18 protein-coding genes and 1 tRNA gene are annotated in these 16,755 nt (G+C 56.1%); 7 read left to right on the top strand and 12 right to left on the bottom strand.

Annotated elements, in window-relative coordinates; translation table 11 throughout:
* The first annotated feature begins 27 nt into the window (after positions 1–27).
* The 4 genes from ihfA to AB8B75_RS12450 all read left to right on the top strand — a co-directional run bounded on the left by ihfA (position 28) and on the right by AB8B75_RS12450 (position 3,138).
* Entirely contained in the window at positions 28–330 is a 303-nt protein-coding gene (gene ihfA, locus AB8B75_RS12465; protein WP_159979738.1) for an integration host factor subunit alpha, read from the top strand.
* Positions 331–334: 4 nt separating this feature from the next.
* Positions 335–1,861, top strand: coding sequence for a MerR family transcriptional regulator (locus tag AB8B75_RS12460; RefSeq protein WP_405362655.1), 1,527 nt, complete (start codon positions 335–337; stop codon positions 1,859–1,861).
* Between the two features lie 56 nt (positions 1,862–1,917).
* A tRNA-Pro gene (locus AB8B75_RS12455) sits at positions 1,918–1,994 on the top strand.
* A 67-nt stretch (positions 1,995–2,061) separates the two neighbouring features.
* Positions 2,062–3,138 (top strand): 2'-deoxycytidine 5'-triphosphate deaminase, encoded by a 1,077-nt coding sequence (locus AB8B75_RS12450; RefSeq protein ID WP_405362654.1) that lies wholly within the window; start codon positions 2,062–2,064, stop codon positions 3,136–3,138.
* A gap of 54 nt (positions 3,139–3,192) precedes the next feature.
* Here AB8B75_RS12450 and AB8B75_RS12445 read toward each other — a convergent pair whose 3' ends face one another.
* From AB8B75_RS12445 to AB8B75_RS12415, 7 genes are all read right to left on the bottom strand, one after another.
* Positions 3,193–3,339, bottom strand: coding sequence for a hypothetical protein (locus tag AB8B75_RS12445; RefSeq protein WP_405362653.1), 147 nt, complete (start codon positions 3,337–3,339; stop codon positions 3,193–3,195).
* Positions 3,340–3,407: 68 nt separating this feature from the next.
* Positions 3,408–4,016: an SMC-Scp complex subunit ScpB gene (scpB, locus tag AB8B75_RS12440; protein ID WP_405362723.1), complete on the bottom strand. Its 609-nt coding sequence runs from the start codon at positions 4,014–4,016 to the stop codon at positions 3,408–3,410.
* A gap of 50 nt (positions 4,017–4,066) precedes the next feature.
* Positions 4,067–4,858 carry a segregation and condensation protein A gene (locus tag AB8B75_RS12435; protein ID WP_405362651.1) on the bottom strand — a complete coding sequence of 264 codons (792 nt, stop codon included), beginning with the start codon at positions 4,856–4,858 and terminating at the stop codon, positions 4,067–4,069.
* Positions 4,859–4,871: 13 nt separating this feature from the next.
* Positions 4,872–5,870, bottom strand: a complete 999-nt coding sequence (gene nagZ, locus AB8B75_RS12430) for a beta-N-acetylhexosaminidase (RefSeq protein ID WP_405362649.1) — start codon at positions 5,868–5,870, stop codon at positions 4,872–4,874.
* A complete protein-coding gene (locus AB8B75_RS12425; protein WP_405362648.1) occupies positions 5,867–6,829 on the bottom strand; it encodes an SPOR domain-containing protein in 963 nt (320 codons plus the stop codon). The genes nagZ and AB8B75_RS12425 overlap by 4 nt, the downstream gene beginning before the upstream one ends.
* A 78-nt stretch (positions 6,830–6,907) precedes the next feature.
* Complete coding sequence (gene argS, locus AB8B75_RS12420; protein ID WP_405362646.1) at positions 6,908–8,650, bottom strand: arginine--tRNA ligase; 1,743 nt, start codon at positions 8,648–8,650, stop codon at positions 6,908–6,910.
* Positions 8,651–8,916: 266 nt separating this feature from the next.
* Positions 8,917–10,053: a deoxyguanosinetriphosphate triphosphohydrolase gene (locus tag AB8B75_RS12415; protein ID WP_405362644.1), complete on the bottom strand. Its 1,137-nt coding sequence runs from the start codon at positions 10,051–10,053 to the stop codon at positions 8,917–8,919.
* Positions 10,054–10,136: 83 nt separating this feature from the next.
* Between AB8B75_RS12415 and AB8B75_RS12410 the strand changes: the two genes are divergently transcribed.
* Positions 10,137–10,460: a HesB/IscA family protein gene (locus AB8B75_RS12410; protein ID WP_405362642.1), complete on the top strand. Its 324-nt coding sequence runs from the start codon at positions 10,137–10,139 to the stop codon at positions 10,458–10,460.
* Between the two features lie 37 nt (positions 10,461–10,497).
* Here AB8B75_RS12410 and AB8B75_RS12405 read toward each other — a convergent pair whose 3' ends face one another.
* Positions 10,498–11,544 carry a DUF6902 family protein gene (locus AB8B75_RS12405; protein ID WP_405362640.1) on the bottom strand — a complete coding sequence of 349 codons (1,047 nt, stop codon included), beginning with the start codon at positions 11,542–11,544 and terminating at the stop codon, positions 10,498–10,500.
* 92 nt (positions 11,545–11,636) lie between these two features.
* Positions 11,637–11,918, bottom strand: a complete 282-nt coding sequence (locus tag AB8B75_RS12400; RefSeq protein WP_405362638.1) for a hypothetical protein — start codon at positions 11,916–11,918, stop codon at positions 11,637–11,639.
* Between the two features lie 349 nt (positions 11,919–12,267).
* Between AB8B75_RS12400 and xth the strand changes: the two genes are divergently transcribed.
* Positions 12,268–13,050 (top strand): exodeoxyribonuclease III, encoded by a 783-nt coding sequence (gene xth / locus AB8B75_RS12395; protein WP_405362637.1) that lies wholly within the window; start codon positions 12,268–12,270, stop codon positions 13,048–13,050.
* Positions 13,051–13,139: 89 nt separating this feature from the next.
* Here xth and AB8B75_RS12390 read toward each other — a convergent pair whose 3' ends face one another.
* The 3 genes from AB8B75_RS12390 to AB8B75_RS12380 all read right to left on the bottom strand — a co-directional run bounded on the left by AB8B75_RS12390 (position 13,140) and on the right by AB8B75_RS12380 (position 15,585).
* Complete coding sequence (locus AB8B75_RS12390; RefSeq protein ID WP_405362635.1) at positions 13,140–13,643, bottom strand: GNAT family N-acetyltransferase; 504 nt, start codon at positions 13,641–13,643, stop codon at positions 13,140–13,142.
* 98 nt (positions 13,644–13,741) lie between these two features.
* Positions 13,742–14,326, bottom strand: coding sequence for an HNH endonuclease (locus AB8B75_RS12385; RefSeq protein WP_405362633.1), 585 nt, complete (start codon positions 14,324–14,326; stop codon positions 13,742–13,744).
* Positions 14,327–14,523: 197 nt separating this feature from the next.
* Complete coding sequence (locus AB8B75_RS12380; protein WP_405362631.1) at positions 14,524–15,585, bottom strand: alpha/beta hydrolase family protein; 1,062 nt, start codon at positions 15,583–15,585, stop codon at positions 14,524–14,526.
* 127 nt (positions 15,586–15,712) lie between these two features.
* Here AB8B75_RS12380 and AB8B75_RS12375 point away from each other — a divergent pair, with 127 nt between their 5' ends.
* Positions 15,713–16,717 carry a helix-turn-helix domain-containing protein gene (locus tag AB8B75_RS12375; protein ID WP_405362630.1) on the top strand — a complete coding sequence of 335 codons (1,005 nt, stop codon included), beginning with the start codon at positions 15,713–15,715 and terminating at the stop codon, positions 16,715–16,717.
* The last annotated feature ends 38 nt before the right edge of the window (positions 16,718–16,755 follow it).

Below are 16,755 nucleotides of genomic sequence, written 5' to 3'. Positions count from 1 at the left end.
GTTGTTTAAAATTAAGAGGGGGATGGCATGGCCGAAAAGACTTTGACGCGTATGGATTTGAGCGAGGCCGTGTTTCGCGAAGTCGGATTGTCGCGTAACGAAAGCGCGCAACTCGTTGAATCAGTCCTTGAGCATCTTTCCGATGCCTTGGTGCGTGGCGAGCAAGTCAAGATATCCTCGTTTGGCACGTTTTCGGTAAGAGACAAGTCCGCCCGCATCGGCCGGAACCCTAAAACCGGTGAAGAAGTTCCAATTAACCCTCGGCGTGTTTTGACATTTCGCCCCTCGCATCTGATGAAAGATCGCGTTGCGGATGGGAACAAGTCCTGAACTGATGCCAAAGTCACCTGACGCTTTTCGCACAATCTCGGAAGTCGCCGATTGGCTGGGATTGCAGGCGCATGTCCTGCGTTTTTGGGAAAGCAAATTTACCCATGTCAAACCTGTCAAGCGCGCCGGCGGGCGGCGATACTACCGCCCGGCGGATATGTTGTTGTTAGGCGGGATAAAAAAGCTGCTGCATGATGATGGGCTGACCATCAAAGGCGTACAAAAAATACTGCGGGAGAAAGGTGTTAGCCATGTGGCAGACCAATCTCAAGCGCTTGACGATCTCACCATGGCCGTCATCGAAAGTAATAATTCTGGCGCCACCGCTGATGCACAGGATGCGGCGATACTGGAAGCCCTGACCGAATTGGAAGTCACGGCAGATGAGAGCGAAGCCCTGGACGAAGAGGTAACCGAAACACTGGGCTCGCAAGATGATCTTGTTGTTTCTGACGCCGTGCCAGCCGCCTCGGAACCCGAGACTTCAGAGACGACCGAGACGGGGCAATCGCTTGAAAACGTAGCGAATGCATCGGCCATGTCTGATGGTGTTGATGACACGACCGAAGTGGTTGAAGTACCTGAAACGCCAGCAGTTGTTCCGGAAGCGACGGAAGTTCCTGTAGAGGCAGACGTAGCGCCTATTGCAACAGACGCCGCAGACGCATCGACGGAATCAAACGAAGTAGTGGCGCAAGTTCAGGCCGCTGAGGTTGAACCACCAGTTGAACCAGAAGGTCTTGCCGAAGCAGCAGATGAACCCGTCGCGACAGACGCTGGTCAAGAAGCATCAGCAGCAATTGAAACCGCGCAACCGGTCGAAACGACTTTGGTAGCACCAGAAGCGGCAGCAATTCCCGCTGAACCAGATGTCGAGACTGTTGCGGCTGAACCCGTTGAAGATGCACCGGAAGCGACAGAAGCAGTTGGCCCGATCGAAGCGGCTCCGTCGGATGAACCGGCAATGGAAGAGGAGTTGACGACTGAGTCTGACACGCAGGCACAAGCGACGCTGGATATCGATGAACCTGCGCCGGTCGATCCGGTCATTGATAGCGAAAACGAAACCCCGCCGGCCGACGCCGAAGCGGAACCACAGCCCGACGCAATACCTAGTTTCGTCCGGCGCCCCCGCTCGGTTCCCGTACCCGAACCCGTGACCGAAGCTTCCGCCACATCCGACGCACCCGCTTCAGGACCGATTGAAGCTGAGGCCTCAGACGAGATGAGTTCAGCAGATACGGTCGACAGCATCGAAGCCGAACCGCCGCAAGAAGATGTTCTTGAGACAGCAGCTGAGGATGCCGATCCATCTATTGAAGAGGCCGTAGCGCCGAAACCGCTTGTGGTGGATGTGGCTTTGCCTCCGGCAGAGGCAGATATTCCGGCCAAACCCTCTGCCTTGTCGGCGGTAACCGGTATGAAAAAATTGGGGCCCGGCGAACAAGATGCCATCAAACCCCTGCTTGCCCAGTTGATCCGTTTGCGCGCCAGCATGGCCAGCCCGCGCAAAGACGTCCACAAAGACTGAGGCATGGCACTTCTCTCTTGCCTCGGGCCTCAGATCGGGTATGAAGCGCGTCATGTCGGGCTATGGCGCAGCCTGGTAGCGCGTCCGTCTGGGGGACGGAAGGTCGCAGGTTCGAGTCCTGCTAGCCCGACCAACATCCGACAATTTCCAAGCGTCCGCGCAGCCCATGCGCGGGCTCTTGCATGTCCTGGAGAAGCATCATGAACGGCGTGCTGCCGAACCAAGACATCGCGCAAATGATCGCTGAAGATCAAATCGCTTCGACGCGCCGCATCACGGAAGCACAAATTCAACCCGCCAGTCTCGATCTGCGTCTAGGCACAATGGCCTACCGTGTGCGCGCGTCGTTTCTGGCCGGACACGGCGAGCGGGTGTCGGATCGGTTGCGGGAATTTGAGATGCACCGGGTCGATCTTACCGACGGGGCCGTTCTGGAAAAGGGCTGCGTCTATGTGGTGCCCCTCATGGAATCGCTCGCCCTGCCCGAAGGTGTTCAGGCTGTCGCCAATGCCAAAAGTTCAACCGGTCGGTTGGACCTGCTGACACGCACCATTACGGATGGCGGCACAGAATTCGACCGTGTTGCACCCGGCTATTGCGGACCACTTTATGCCGAGATCTGCCCACGTTCCTTCTCTGTGCTCGTTCGGCCAGGGATGCGGTTGAACCAGATCCGTTTTGGCAGCGGCCAAGCCGTTCTGGACGATGATACTCTGCGCGCCCTTCACGCAGAAACACCGCTTGTCGATGGCAGCGCGGTCATCGATGACGGTCTGGGGTTTTCGGTGGATCTGCGCCTGCCGGACACGACGCTGGTAGGGTACCGTGCAAAGCCGCATACCGGTGTGATTGATCTCGACCTGATCAACCACTACCCGCCCGAAGACTACTGGGAAGAGGTCCACAGCAGCAATGGCCAGATCATTCTCGACCCCGGTGCGTTCTATATTCTGGTTAGTCGCGAAGCCGTAACGATCCCGCCCGGCTACGCCGCAGAAATGGCGCCCTTTCTGGCCATGGTTGGTGAGTTCCGGGTGCATTACGCTGGTTTTTTTGATCCCGGGTTTGGTTTTGATGCAGCAGGCGGTGCCGGGTCACGTGGCGTTCTGGAAGTTCGGTGCCATGAGGCCCCTTTTGTTCTGGAACATGGTCAGGTCGTCGGGCGGCTGGTCTATGAACATATGACGGAAGTGCCGACACAGCTTTACGGTGCAGGCATCGCGTCCAACTACCAGGGGCAAGGCCTGAAGCTGAGCAAACACTTCAAATCTGGCTAAAAAATCGAATCGGGCGCGCATATTGCGCAATGAGGCTTTCCGATGGCTTGTTGGCTATTTGGTCCGTCTCGAGGGGCGCGCCACAGGTGATTGGCCACGCTGGCGGCCCATGGAAACCGCTTTATCCATACCGGTCGATATGGCTTTATGCACCATACGGCGCGTAACCATTTGGAAAATCATGCGCAGAATCTGATCCATGCCAAGCCCTCATTGCTTATTCTCTGGCGCAAAGTTAGCAAAACAAAGGGGCAATTTTGAGGCAAGTGTCAGTCGTCTTCGAAAAGCTCGCTCTGCCCCTCAACGGTTTCTTCTTCATCCTCCTCCCGCGGCCCTGGAACACCCAGGCCCGGCGGCGGACGGTTCTCTAACAATCCCGCTGCGCGCAACTCTTTCAAGCCCGGCAGATCGCGCGCATTCTCCAGGCCGAAGTGATCCAGAAACTCTTGCGTCACCACAAATGTCACCGGTCGGCCCGGTGTCAGCTTGCGCCGACCAAACCGAACCCACTCCATTTCCAGCAACTGGTCAACCGTACCCCGGCTGACGGACACACCCCGGATTTCCTCAATTTCTGCTCGGGTCACCGGCTGATGATAGGCGATGATGGCCAGAGTTTCGACGGCGGCACGGGATAGTTTGCGCGTTTCAACTGTTTCGCGCTGCATCAGAAAGCCAAGATCCGGCGCCGTGCGCAGAGCCCAGGCATCCCCTATCTTACAAAGATTCACACCCCGCCCTTCGTAGCGTTTTCGCAGATGCACCAAAGCCTCAGCCGGATCAGAGCCATGCGGCATTCGGGCTGACAGTTCGCGCAGTGATATGGGTTCCGCCGTGGCAAACAGAATTGCTTCAACCATGCGTTCCTGCTCGCCCATGGGCGGGGCTTCAAAGAGGCTCTCTTCGGTCAGTTCGGATGCGTCTTCGCTCACTGTGGGGTATCCCTCTTGCGCAGCTGCAGGGGCGCGAATGATTCCGATTGACGGATCTCCAGATGACCTTCTTTCACAAGCTCAAGCGACGCCGCGAAGGTTGCCGCCGTGGCCGAGCGCCTGCGCACCGGATCGGCCTCCCAACCTTCTGGTAAGTAGCTGGAAATATCGGTCCAATCTCCAGCAAAACCAATCAAACCGCGCATGCGTTCCAGAGCCTGTTCCATGGTAAATACCGCATCACGGTCCATGACGAAGGGGCGAAATTCATCCCGCGTGCGAATACGCGCATAACCTTGCATCAGATCCAGCAACGTGGCGGTGTATTTCACTTTTCGAATCCGGGTGACCTCATGTGTCTGACCACGCGCAAAGAAATCGCGCCCCAAACGATCCCGCCCCATGAGCCGTGCCGCTGCATCACGCATGGCTTGCAACCGCTCCAGTTGAAACGCCAGGTGGGCGGCAAGCTCTTCGCCCGAAGGACCATCCTCTTTTGGATCCGGCGGTAGCAGCAGCCGCGACTTCAGAAATGCCAACCAGGCCGCCATCACCAGATAATCTGCCGCCAATTCCAGCCTGAGCGCCTTCGCCTGCTCCACAAAAGCGAGGTATTGCTTTGCAAGCGCCAGTACTGAGATTTTGCGCAGATCAACCTTTTGAGTGCGGCTCATGGTCAACAGCAAATCAAGCGGGCCTTCAAACCCGTCGACATCCACGATCAGCGCCTCGGCAGCGAGCCGATCCGAGACCGATGGTCTGTCTTCTTCAAAGGGGACTTCAGCCATGACCCATATCGATTTACGCCCCGTTCAATAGCGTCTCAAGCTGGGCGCGTGCGGCGTTAATGTCAATATCGTCCGGGGGTTTCCGCATGGATAACGCGTGCTCGGCGCGGATCTGTGCCGCAGGCGTCATGGTTCCTGCAGCCTCCGCCACCCTGCGCCGATCCGCCAGTGGGCCATTGCAGTAAAGGATCACGTCACAACCGGCCGCCAGAGCGTTACGGGTGATATCAGTCAACGATCCCTTTAACGCCTTCATGCTGATATCATCGGTCATAATCAAATTGTCGTATCCGATCTCTTTGCGGATCAGATCCATAACCTTGGGCGAGAGCGTGGCAGGCCGATCATCAAGCGCTTCATACACCAGATGCGCGGTCATCCCCATGGGCACATCCGCGAGAGCGGCAAAGGGAGCGAAATCCCGCGTCGACAACGCGGTATGATCGGCGTCCACATGTGGCAGGTCGAGGTGGCTGTCGAGCGTCGCACGCCCGTGGCCTGGAATATGTTTGAGAACCGGCAATACGCCCCCTGCCAGCAACCCTTCGGCCACCGCGCGCCCTAATTCTGCGACCTCCGTTGGGTCGGAGCCGTAACAGCGGTTGCGCAAGAACTCATGGGTTTTTGGTCCCGCCAGATCGACCATCGGCGCGCAATTACTGTCAATCCCAAGGTCTTTCAGTTCGGCCGCGATCAATCGATAACGCAAGTACATCGCCTGTTTGGCCCGCGCGCCCGCTGCCATGACGAAATCGAGCGGTGGCTGCCACTCGGTCCAGTGCGGTGCCCGCAGGCGTTGCACGCGGCCGCCTTCTTGATCGATTGTGATGGGCGCTTCACGACCTACCGCCTCCCGCATCTCACCGCACAACCGTCGCACCTGATCAGGTGTATCGATGTTGCGGGAAAATAGTATGAAACCAAATGGATTGGCGTCGCGAAAGAATGCGCGTTCGTCATTTGTCAGGCTGAGCCCATCCGCATCCAATATGGTGGCTCCAAAGCCTGTCATTTCGTGGCGACAGGGATGCAATCCACGCCTTCAGCCTTGAAGGCAGAGCAAAACCGACGCGCATCTGCCAGATCAACAAAGCCCATGGCGCGCAAACGGTAAAATGTGCGTCCACCCGACTGGGCCTGTTGAACCACACGCGATTTGTCGTCGAGGTAATCCCCGAAACGCGCGTCCAGACGCTCCCATTCCGCCCGCGCAACATCTGCGCTGTCAAATGCGCCCAATTGGGCCAGACGGGTACCGGGAGGAATGGCCGCGGCATCCACTTCCGCAGTTTTGGCTGGACCCGTATAGGCAGCGGCCTGAAGGGAGGCCAGGTTATCTGGGCGCAGCTTCGGGCGATGGACCATCCGTTGGGGGTAAACTGTTACGTCATCGGGTTTCTCGACAATCGCACTGTCATCGGATGCTTCAGCACTATCGGCAAGCGGCGCCACATTAGCGGTCAGCTCTGCAACAACGGCGTCAATCGCGCCACTTTGCAGGTTGTCGGCCACGCTGGTGTCCACGCGGCCTTGCACAAACTCCGAGGCCGGCGGCAAGGGCTCAGGCGGTATAATCGGGTCTACGGACGCAGTGCTGATGGGCTGATCCTCTGGCAACAACTCGGCATCTTGAGGGGCCAGCACGACCTGTTCAACGGGGCCTGCGGCCTCACCTTCTGCAGCCACTTCATTCACAGCCAGACCCTGATGACGCGCCACCTGCCCGCCCGGGACCTCGGGACGCACGCGCATCTCACCCTCTGCGGCCCGCACAACCGGGATTCCGCTAACATCGCGCACCATCAGTTTGTATCCCCAGACGCCAATGCCCGCGATCAACGCCAGCGACACAATCGCACCGGCCAGATTTGTCATCATGCTCAAGGAACCAGATGATGTTTCGTCGTCTTGTTGGTCTTCAGGTGCACGCCCGTATGCTCCCATGCCATGGGAGAACTGAATATCCGCCATCTTCGCCTCGCTGCCACCTGAATACATGCCCGGGTGGTCTGTCTTGGGTTCGTCTGCTCTGGCGGAGGGTGCGATTTGCTACCGCATTTCCTGCGCCGGTGTGACGCCAAGAATACCAAGACCGGCTGCAATTACAACGCTTGTAGCCCGCGCCAGCGCGATTTTCGCCGCTGTGACTTTTGGGTCATCCTGCACAAAGCGCAGCGATGGCACCTCATTGCCCTTGTTCCAGAGCGCATGGAAGGTGCCCGCCAATTCATAAAGGTAGAAGGCAATCCGGTGTGGTTCATTGCTGCGCGCTGCCGTTTCGACAAGCCTTGGCCACTCTGCCAGCTTGGCCGCGAGCCCCAATTCCGCCGCGTGATCCAACAAGCTCAGGTCAGCGGCCTGCAAGGTCGCGTCATCGACCGGTATGCCGGCCTCGGTGGCCTTGCGCATCACCGAAGCCACCCGCGCATGGGCATATTGCACGTAGAACACCGGGTTTTCCCGCGTCTGCTCCATCACCTTGTCGAAATCAAAATCCAGCATCGCGTCGTTTTTCCGCGTCAGCATGACAAATCGTGTCACATCCGACCCGACCTGATCGACCACATCACGCAGGGTCACAAAAGTCCCGGCCCGCTTGGACATCTTGAAAGGCTCACCATTCTTGAAAAGCTTCACAAGTTGCGTCAGCTTAATATCAAGCGGCACCTGCCCGTCCGACAGAGCGGACACCGCCGCTTTCATCCGTTTGACGTACCCGCCATGATCTGCTCCGAAAACATCGATCAACGCGTCATAGCCCCGGCTGACCTTGTCAAAGTGATAGGCAATGTCCGGGGCGAAATAAGTCCAGTTGCCATCGGATTTCTGCACAGGGCGATCCACATCGTCTCCATGTTGGGTAGAGGCAAAGAGTGTCTGTTCTCTTGGTTCCCAGTCCTCCGGCTTCTTGCCTTTTGGTGGTTCCAGAACACCTTCGTAAATTAAGCCCTTGTCGCGCAGGTCATCGATCGCCGCTTCGATCCGGCCTGTGCCATAGAGAGATTTTTCGGAGTAAAACACATCCATTTCGACACCAAGCGCTTTGAGATCCGCGCGGATCAAATCCATCATCGCGTCGGTCGCATAGGCGCGCACATACTCGAGCCAGAACTGCTCACCCTTGTCCAGATAGGCATCGCCCACCTTGTCTTTCAGCGCTTCGCCAACAGCAACTAGATAGTCGCCCGGATATGTGCCGTCCGGGAAAGCAACATCCTGCCCATGCGCCTCAAGATACCGAAGGTACACCGAGCGGGCGAGCACATCGACCTGTGCCCCACCATCATTGATATAATACTCCCGCGTCACATCGTAGCCGGCAAAATCCAGCAGGGATGCCAAGGCATCGCCAAACACCGCCCCGCGCGTGTGCCCTACGTGCAGAGGCCCGGTCGGGTTAGCCGAGACATACTCCACATTGACCTTTTTCCCCTGCCCCAGCGAGGCCCGGCCAAAGTTGGTGTCATGGCACAGAACCGCCAAGACGACACCCTGCCACACGGGCGCGGCAAGCCGAAGGTTCAAGAACCCGGGTCCTGCCACATCGGCGCTGGTGATCCGGTCATCCTCGACCAGCAGTGTTGCAAGCCTTTCCGCGATATCGCGTGGCTTCATTCCAGCTGGTTTTGCAAGAACCATTGCCGCATTGGTGGCCATATCGCCATGAGCCGCATCGCGCGGCGGCTCAACGGTGACGTTCGACATCGCCAATCCTTCCGGCAAATGCCCGGCGGCGGTCATATCCTGCAATTGGTCCAGTACAAGCGCGCGGATATCGGCGAAAAGGTTCATTTTAGGTCCCTACCAGAAGTTCTGCGCGGTGTATCACGCCCAAAGATCGGGTCAACCGCGCAACGCCGTGCCACCTAGATAGACACGTTTATCATTTGTAAAGTCGTCCAAAACTTGGCCCGATTGCCGCTCGTCGTGGCATCGCATGTTGCGCGACTTCTGGTCTTCATTACAAATGCCACGGGGTTTTCGGCGCGATCCTGCCCGGAATGCGCCGCTGGATTTGCTGTTCAGACCCAGAATGAACCGGCACGGACGCATCCGTTTCAGGCTAGCAAGCGTTCATGCTCTTGCAAAGCGAACCGATCCGTCATCCCGGATATGTAGTCAGATACGATGCGCGCCAAAGCGGTTTCGCCATCAGCCGCCTGCACATCCTTGCGCCACTGCTTGGGCAATTGTTCGGGATGTGACATGAAATGCGGAAAAAGTTCATTCACTACCTGAGTGACTTGTGCCCGCATCTCGATCACACTGGGTGCGCGGTACATCCGAACAAACAGAAAAGACCGGATTACCTTCAAATCGGAAAATACGTCGTCGGAAAATCGTATGATTGTCTTGCCAGCGCTGCGGATGTCCTCCACCGATTGAGGTTGCAGTTCCATCAGCCGCGCCTGCGCGAAGTGGATGACATCCTCGACCAGCACACCAAAAAACCGGCGCAACGCCTCGTGGCGCCGACGGTAGTAATTGAGGCCGGGATAGATTTCATCGACCTCTTCGAAGCAGGCGTTCAAAATCGGCAAAGCGGCAAGTTCATCGGTTGAGAACAGTTCTGCCCGCAGACCGTCATGCAGGTCATGGTGATTATAAGCGACATCATCCGCGATGGCCGCCACCTGTGCTTCTGCGCTCGCAAAAGTGTTCAGTTCGAGGTCATGCTGGCTATTGTATTCTTCCAGCGCCCAGGGGACCACGCCTGTGACCGGACCATTGTGCTTGGCCAGCCCTTCCAGCGTTTCCCAGGTGAGATTCAATCCGTCAAAAGCCGCGTAGTGGCGTTCCAGGTCTGTGACGATGCGAATGGCCTGCGCGTTGTGATCAAACCCGCCATAGGGCTTCATTAGCGCAGATAAGGCATCTTCACCCGTATGGCCAAACGGTGTGTGTCCCAGATCATGTGCCAAAGCCACGGCCTCGGTCAGTTCAGGGTTCAGATGCAATGCCCCGGCGATGGTGCGTGCAACCTGTGCCACCTCAATCGAATGGGTCAATCGCGTGCGGTAATAGTCGCCTTCATGCTCAATAAAGACCTGGGTCTTGTGCTTGAGCCTGCGAAAGGCGCTGGCGTGGATAATCCTGTCGCGATCACGCTGAAAACAAGATCGAAAGGTGCTTTCTTCCTCCGGCACCAGCCGTCCCCTGGCTTGCGTCGAATGCGAGGCATATATGGCCGTCATCTATGGCTGGTCCTTGTGGCCTGTGCTGAGAGTTTCTATATTGCACAGTAAGACTTAATGAAACCGTTTGACGGAGCACGCATATGCAACTTCCGCCCATAGTAACGCCCCGTGCCTTTGACCGGCTGGCCGAAATCGGTGCTGCAACAGAGGGCAAGGCCTTGCGTGTCGCTGTGGAAGGTGGCGGATGTTCTGGCTTTCACTACGAAATCGTCTTGGACGACCCGCGCGCGGATGACCTGGTTCTCGAAGGGTCAGGGCAAAAGGTCGTCGTGGACGCAGTGTCCCTGCCGTTTTTGGGAGGCGCCACAATCGATTTCACAGAAGAGTTAATTGGAGCACGGTTTGTGATCGACAATCCAAACGCGTCCAGTTCCTGCGGTTGTGGTACGTCTTTCTCGATGTAGAATTAAGTTTGACCTGTAGTATAATGATTATATTATACTAATCTATTCTTGCAAACCCTTCAAAGAACGCGCCAAACCTTTGGCACGACTTCTCAGCCCCGGTCAGGATGTCAACTCCTTCGGCACCCACAGCATCAGTCATTTTCTGCCGCATGGCCTCCCAATCACCGTTACGTGCCGGGCCAAGGTGAAACATGTACTCAGACATCGCACGCAAGGGTCCCTTGCGCGTCGCATGACGGGTTACATGCAGTCCGTTTTCGCTGGCCACGCCAGGGAAACTGCGTTGTTCTGCAAACATCGCCCACCAGGAAGTCACCAGATATTCGTGATAGGCATCGTGGCGCCCCGTATTCGAGGCTTGCAGAACGAAGCCATTCATTTCTCGAGCAATCCAATCTTCCCATATGGCACTGACTGTGCCACCGGCAAAGCGAAGTGCCACGCAAACCTCTGCCAACAAGTCGACGTCCTGATCAAGATAGGCAAGCAAGCCAACATATTCCAAGCTGGCTATGGCCGCCTCATCAAGTTGCGGGTTGATCACGCCATAATCGGACAGGTAAAACACGATATGGGTCAGCTCGTATGCCGCCTTTTTATTTGGTAAAACAAAGGTTTCCGAGCGATTTATAAACCTGTGTAGACGGTCTTTCAATGCGGTGTCCTCGCATGTTATCCCGCGTCGGTTCAACAGTCGAAGCGCTTCGGCGCGCTGCAGATCGGATAACTCCGAATCCGCCAAGCCCATCTGCGACGCCCAGTGGCATAGGGCTGTCCCTTTACTGCTGCCGACACTCAGATCTTCGAGATCCAGACAGATCGAAAGTAAAAACCTATAGTATTGTGGGAAAAACTTCAGCCTCTCCTCAAGCCCCGCATAAACGAGGTCATAGGGCGCCAGGGCGCCTTCGTTCAAAAGTGCACCGCTGGTTGCCAGAATGTTCAGAATTTCGGCGTTTTCTTTCAGCCAGAAAACGTCATCCGTAGCGCGTCTGTTTCGAGCAAAATTATCAATCAACAGTGCCTGGCGATCGGCCAGACCTGGTCTGCGCGGCAGACCCAAAGAAACGACGTTAGACATGGGGGTTCTTCCTTTGTCCTGTGAGCCTGCCGCACATGGCTTGGTGTCGGAAGCCACGCGGGGTTGCGTCCGCTTCCGATCAAAGCATTCGGTTACATTGAAGTTGTGAAAAGTCCTGTGACATCGCCGGACAGCGTATCGCGGCCAGATACCATGCTTGTGGTAAACTGACCTGTTTCCTGACCGACCATCGTGTCCGCGCTCGGCGACATGGATGTGGTAAAGAGTTCCGTGCCTGCTCCACTCAACATATCGCTGGACACGGGGCCCATACTTGTGGTGAATAGTTCGGTTCCTGAGCCTGTGTGAAGATCGTTTTCCGTGCCGAAAAACTCTTCTGTTGCAGGTGTGGCGATCAATGCGTTCGTCTTCATAGTTTATCCCTTTCAAATGAAGTTTCGCCCTTTAACGCTTGCTCGTTTAACGGGTTTTTCCAATATTTTTTCTCGTTAAGAATGTGTTAACTATCGGTTATCCACAGGGAAATTCCGATCTACTGCCCCCAATCCGCACAAAACTCGGCCTAGTAACCTTCGTTAATTTTTTTTTATCCACAGTGGATAAATCTGTGGATATTAACTTTATAAATGGTTTCTGCGTTAACACTTAACGAGAATCACGCTTTTTCTGACCATGCTCAAGCGTATCGTTTCGACGCAAAAACCCTTGCGCCGATGCCTGGGTCGGGCGATAGCTTGGCGCATCGGCACGAGGAGCACCCGCATGAAAATTGCCACGTTCAATATCAACGGGATCAAGGCGCGCATCAATGCCCTGCCCGACTGGTTGGATGAAGCCAGGCCAGATGTCGCTATATTGCAGGAAATCAAATCTGTGGACGAGAATTTTCCGTCCGAAATCTTTGAAGAGCGCGGTTACAACGTAGAAACTCATGGTCAGAAGAGCTTCAACGGCGTCGCAATTCTGTCAACGCTTCCCTTGGAAGACATCACATGTGGGCTGCCGGGCGACGACAGTGATGTACAGGCCAGATGGATCGAAGCCACAGTAATCGGGGACAACCATCCTATCCGGATTTGCGGGCTCTATCTGCCGAACGGCAATCCGGCCCCCGGACCAAAATATGACTATAAACTCGACTGGATGGAGCGACTTTTGGCCCGTGCGCGGCAATTGCTGGCCGAAGAAACACCGTTTTTGATGGCCGGAGACTACAACATCATCCCACAAGCCGAAGACGCCGCAAAACCGGATGGTTGGCGCGAGGATGCTCTGTTCCGCCTTGAAAGCCGCACCGCATTCCGCAAACTAGTCAATCTCGGTCTGACCGACGCTTTTCGGGCGCGTACGCAAGGTCCGGGGCACTTTAGTTTTTGGGATTATCAAGCAGGCGCCTGGAACCGAAACAACGGCATACGCATTGATCACCTGCTGCTTTGCCCTCAAGCCGCGGACATGCTCACGGATTGCGCCATCGACAAGGACGTGCGTGGCCGCGACAAACCGTCAGATCACGTGCCGGTATGGGTTGATTTGGCCGCCTGATAGCAACATCCTGCTGTGGCAAACTGGACCAACAATCCATACCACCGACCTTAACAATAGGTGCTTTAGAAGCACAGTTCGAAAGTGCGCTAATCGTGTAATCGCAGAACATAAAAATGATCATCCCGCGACTGCCCATCGATTCTGAGACTGTCTGGATGCGTAGCGACACGTTTGAATCCACTCTTTTCATAAAAGGCGATCGCCCGATGATTTTCCGTGTCGACATAGAGTTCCAGCTGAGCGAGACCGCTTTCTCTGGCTTCGTTGATGACGCCCTGCATCAAGACACGCGCCGCGCCTTTTCCCTGACAGGCCCGAGTAACAAAAAAGGGCCCTATTGTGCCACGATGTTCTATTCGCGATAACTTCCCAGGCCTGTATCCACAAAACCCGACAAGCTTTTGCTCTTCGAAAACACCTCTTAGCCCCTCACCATCCAAGATGGCACAGCAAATTTCGTGGCTTGCCGCGGCGGCTTCCTCGAGGGTCGTCAAAAACCCAAGTGGGAAGTCATGCGTACCCTCCAGTCTGAGCTCTTGCCAGGCTTCTGCGTGCGCAGACGACAAAGGTTGATAAGAAAACGCGCCCATGTGTGTCCTGCCTTGGTTCATGGCAATAGATGGCGGGGTGGTGTGTGCGTTCAAGCCCGAAAGGTGACACTAAAGTCAGAAATGACGTAAACCCTATCTCACGCTTCCAGTTCGGCATCCCAATACAGAAAGTCCATCCAACTGTCATGCAGGTGATTGGGCGGAAATTTACGTCCCATGTTGCGCAACTCTTCGGCCCCCGGTTGACGTGGTGGTTTGCGAAGGTGCATGCCCGTCCGGTGCAGCGGTTTTGACCCTTTTTTCAAGTTGCATGGACTGCAGGCTGCAACCACATTTTGCCAGCTTGTCACACCGCCGCTGGCACGGGGTACAACATGATCGAAAGTAAGCTCACCCTTGGCACCGCAATACTGACATTTGAATTCGTCCCTCAAAAACAAATTAAAGCGCGTGAAGGCCACGCGCTTTTGAGGTTTTACATAGTCTTTCAGAACAACCACCGACGGGATCCTGATTTCCGTACTCGGGCTTCGGACGATATCGTTATACTCTGCTACGATGTCCACCCTGTCGAGCCAGGCGGCCTTGACCGCTTCCTGCCAGGGCCAGAGCGACAATGGGTAGTAACTCAACGGGCGATAGTCGGCGTTCAGGACCAATGCAGGTCTGTGCCTCAAGCAAGCCGGGTTGCGGGTAAAATCCGTTCTGAAATCGCCGTCCATCTTTACTCGCGCCCTCTGCCGTTCCGCGTCCGGTCCGGCGAGCCTTCCTCACCGATGAGATGACTATATCTCGTGGTTTGCATCTTACAAGCCCTTCAATAGCCACAACATGTCGCAGTTTGGTTAATGCAGTTTGGTAACGGCGGCATGACACTTATCCACAACAATGCCCGGCCGCCAAAACTTGACCACCTGCGTTAGTGCGCGGACACAACGCCTGTCTTTTGCAGATGCGCCATAATCAGTTCGAATATCTGCGCGTGCTGGCTATCGCGTGCCTCCATACCTTGGACGCAAACGATTTCGTCACCCGGTTCTTCGCGTTTGAGAATGTCATACCCACCTTCGACACAGACGCCCATAAAATCAAAGTGGCCGGCGTCTTCAATTTCAAAGTGGGTGACAGATTGTGCGGGCAGCGCCTCAGCCAGCGCCCGCGACTCCACAGATTGATCCAACATATCCTGCCGCCCTGCCCCCAGCACCAACACCGGCATCTCGATTTCCTGCAAGCTTGAGGGGCTAAAGGTTTGGGTGCCGCCCAAATCCAACGGGATCACTGTGCGAATGCGCGGATCCGACCTGTCGCTTTGCAAATCTTCCAGATCGTCTGGACTGTGCCCAACTTTCCACATGTCCAGCGCCTGACAATCTGCTCGCTCCGGTGCGCCTTCGCAGCTTGTTTCGAAATGCGCCACATCGTGACGGGCACCGGCAGCGGCCATCACAGTATAGCCTCCCAGTGAATGCCCTGCCGCCGCCACCCGTGTTGGGTCCATGTGATCGGCGACCCGCGGGTCCGTCAAAAGCGCATCAAAGCTGACACTGAGATCGGTTGCGCGCAGCCACAATTGCCGTGCTTGTTCCGGATCGCGGCCAAAACTGGTTGTGCCCGGGTGGTTCGGCATGATCGAGATTATCCCCTCGGATGCCAGCATTTTGGCCAGCCAAGCCTGATTGAGAGAGTTCCCGTACATGCCATGTGAAATCAGGACCACAGGAAACACACCCGGCGCGATGCGCGCATCCAGATGGCCGGTGACGTCACGCCAAACGGCACTGCCGCGCAGCAATCCTTCTTCGCCTTCGGCCAGGGTCGGATACCAGAAATGTCCCTCCAGTGATCGATCTCCTGTGGCATAGCCTGCACGAAACTCAGCCACCGCGGGCCGGTAGTCTTGCGCTGTCGCGTAGCTCGGGGATAACGCGAGTAATGCGAAACCCAAAGCGGTGGTAAGATGAGAGGCATAGCGTTTCATGGAAAGCATCCTTTGCTTTGTTTTGTGATGCTCCAGACTTGAGGCACCTGTCATTTTCAGGCAATGGAGGGGCTGTCCTGAAAGCTGTTTCAGGACAAATGCGCGCCAATTAAGACCAGGAAAACCAGTGATTTCCGTACCCCTGCCGCTTTTTCTGACCGGATGTGCCGCCTTGGTGCTGGCGCTTGTCCTGTCACGCGGATGGCTGAGCCAAAACGCCAAGCTTTTCTTTGCCGCACTTACCTGCTTGATAATGGTTGAAACGGTGTTGGTCGCGTTGCGCTTTGCCTATCAGATGGAGGGTGTGCTGGTCCTACAGCGCCTTTTGCCATTTTGGCTCGGCCCGTTACTGTATCTGGGCTTTGTCGCTCTGTCCGATCGCGCCGATGTTCTGCGAAGGTGGGCCATGTACCATTTGGGGCTGGCGGCTATTTTGACTGCACTTGTTGCCGCTATCCCGCCATTGCGCATCGCGCTGGATTTGATGATTGGGCTCAGCTACGCCGCCTATGTGATCTTTCTCATGCAACTTTGGCGCGGAGGCCCGGACCGATTGTCGCAATTGGCCGTAGTCCACATACCGAAGATGCGGCGGCTGATGATCCTCGGCGCGGGTCTTCTGGCTTTGACCTGTGTGATGGACACAGTCATTGCCGTGGATTTTGCCAGAAACGCGGGGAAGAATGTCTCCGGCCTGCTGTCCATTGGATCTCTGGTCTTGATTGTGGTGTTTGCCGGTGCCGCGGTCTGGGTAGCCAAAGCACCTAACGACACCGTCGCAACCAGTACAGGTCTTGAGAACCAAAGTTCAGAGGTGGTTGCACAAGCCGCCGCCTTTTTGGAAGAAAGCCGCCTTTTCACCGACCCCGATTTGTCCTTAACCCGACTGGCGCGACGTATTGGCGTCACGGACCGTGTCTTGTCGTCATCGGTCAATCGTCAGACCGGCAGCAATGTGTCGCAGTTCATCAATGGATTCCGCGTGACCGAAGCTGCGGCGTTGCTGAAAACCACCAAGGACCCGATCAGCGCCATTGGCGAAGCGGCTGGTTTCCTGACGCGTTCCAATTTCTACGCGGAATTTCAGCGCGTTTATGGCAAAAGCCCCGGGACCTATCGCAAAGGATCATAACCCGCCTCGTATCCGGCACGCAATCATTAGCACACGAA

The sequence above is a fragment of the Roseobacter sp. genome, from assembly GCF_045106495.1.
Taxonomy (GTDB): Bacteria; Pseudomonadota; Alphaproteobacteria; order Rhodobacterales; family Rhodobacteraceae; genus Roseobacter.
This window is presented reverse-complemented; position numbering and strand designations above follow the sequence as displayed.

Excerpts from the sequence above, each read along its gene's own strand:
- AB8B75_RS12405 (WP_405362640.1), bottom strand. The coding sequence starts at position 11,544 with ATGTCTAACGTCGTTTCTTTGGGTCTGCCGCGCAGACCAGGTCTGGCC.
- xth (WP_405362637.1), top strand. The coding sequence starts at position 12,268 with ATGAAAATTGCCACGTTCAATATCAACGGGATCAAGGCGCGCATCAAT.
- AB8B75_RS12460 (WP_405362655.1), top strand. The coding sequence starts at position 335 with ATGCCAAAGTCACCTGACGCTTTTCGCACAATCTCGGAAGTCGCCGAT.
- nagZ (WP_405362649.1), bottom strand. The coding sequence starts at position 5,870 with ATGACAGGCTTTGGAGCCACCATATTGGATGCGGATGGGCTCAGCCTG.
- ihfA (WP_159979738.1), top strand. The coding sequence starts at position 28 with ATGGCCGAAAAGACTTTGACGCGTATGGATTTGAGCGAGGCCGTGTTT.
- AB8B75_RS12410 (WP_405362642.1), top strand. The coding sequence starts at position 10,137 with ATGCAACTTCCGCCCATAGTAACGCCCCGTGCCTTTGACCGGCTGGCC.
- AB8B75_RS12435 (WP_405362651.1), bottom strand. The coding sequence starts at position 4,858 with ATGGCTGAAGTCCCCTTTGAAGAAGACAGACCATCGGTCTCGGATCGG.
- AB8B75_RS12415 (WP_405362644.1), bottom strand. The coding sequence starts at position 10,053 with ATGACGGCCATATATGCCTCGCATTCGACGCAAGCCAGGGGACGGCTG.
- AB8B75_RS12425 (WP_405362648.1), bottom strand. The coding sequence starts at position 6,829 with ATGGCGGATATTCAGTTCTCCCATGGCATGGGAGCATACGGGCGTGCA.
- argS (WP_405362646.1), bottom strand. The coding sequence starts at position 8,650 with ATGAACCTTTTCGCCGATATCCGCGCGCTTGTACTGGACCAATTGCAG.
- AB8B75_RS12390 (WP_405362635.1), bottom strand. The coding sequence starts at position 13,643 with ATGGGCGCGTTTTCTTATCAACCTTTGTCGTCTGCGCACGCAGAAGCC.
- AB8B75_RS12450 (WP_405362654.1), top strand. The coding sequence starts at position 2,062 with ATGAACGGCGTGCTGCCGAACCAAGACATCGCGCAAATGATCGCTGAA.
- AB8B75_RS12385 (WP_405362633.1), bottom strand. The coding sequence starts at position 14,326 with ATGGACGGCGATTTCAGAACGGATTTTACCCGCAACCCGGCTTGCTTG.
- AB8B75_RS12380 (WP_405362631.1), bottom strand. The coding sequence starts at position 15,585 with ATGAAACGCTATGCCTCTCATCTTACCACCGCTTTGGGTTTCGCATTA.
- scpB (WP_405362723.1), bottom strand. The coding sequence starts at position 4,016 with ATGGGCGAGCAGGAACGCATGGTTGAAGCAATTCTGTTTGCCACGGCG.
- AB8B75_RS12400 (WP_405362638.1), bottom strand. The coding sequence starts at position 11,918 with ATGAAGACGAACGCATTGATCGCCACACCTGCAACAGAAGAGTTTTTC.
- AB8B75_RS12445 (WP_405362653.1), bottom strand. The coding sequence starts at position 3,339 with ATGGATCAGATTCTGCGCATGATTTTCCAAATGGTTACGCGCCGTATG.